General features: G+C 65.6%; 1 protein-coding gene. It reads left to right on the top strand.

The genetic code is table 11. The features are described 5' to 3' along the window. On the top strand, positions 1–590 hold a 590-nt coding region (locus tag IMZ11_RS43120; RefSeq protein WP_228649422.1), incomplete at its 5' end, for a DUF3566 domain-containing protein. Positions 591–672: the final 82 nt, after the last annotated feature.

Here is a 672-nt window from a genome sequence, read left to right as displayed (position 1 = left end):
ACACTGAGCAGCAGGCGCGTCCGGCCCGTCCGGCCGCGCCTGCTCCCTCGGCCGGCCGCACCGAACAGGTCCGGCCCGAGGCCTATGCGAGCGAGATCCCGGACCTGTCCGGGCCCTCGCCGCGTACGCCGCAACGCAAGACAGCCGGTGAGGCACCGCCGGCCAGAAGCTCGAGCAACAGCCCGACGACGCGGATCCAGGTGGCCAATCGTGGCACGCATCAGGGTCCGGTCCGGGCCAGCATGCAGATTCGCCGGGTCGACCCGTGGACTGTGCTCAAGGTCTCACTGGTCTTGTCGGTGGTGCTGTTCTTCGTGTGGATGATCGCGGTGGCGTTCCTGTACCTGGTGCTCGGCGCCATGGGCGTGTGGAGCAAGCTCAACAGCAATGTCGGCGACCTTCTCACCAGCGCAAGCGGTGCGTCGGGCGGTGAATTGGTCTCCAGCGGAACGATCTTCGGCGGCTCGGCGCTGATCGGACTGGTGAACATCGTCGTGCTGTGTGCGATGGCGACCATCGGTGCCTTCATCTACAACCTGACCACCGATCTGGTCGGCGGGGTCGAGGTCACGCTGGCCGACAGGGATTGATTTGGGACTCTGCACTCCGGTGCGGTAATCTCTGCGCTCGGTCGATCCCAATTTTCGGGCCTATAGCTCAGGCGGTTAGAGC

The sequence above is a fragment of the Microtetraspora sp. AC03309 genome, assembly GCF_020826795.1.
Classification (GTDB): Bacteria; Actinomycetota; Actinomycetes; order Streptosporangiales; family Streptosporangiaceae; genus Microtetraspora; species Microtetraspora glauca.
The sequence above is the reverse complement of the archived record's forward strand: the minus strand, read 5'-3'. Positions and strand labels throughout refer to the sequence as shown.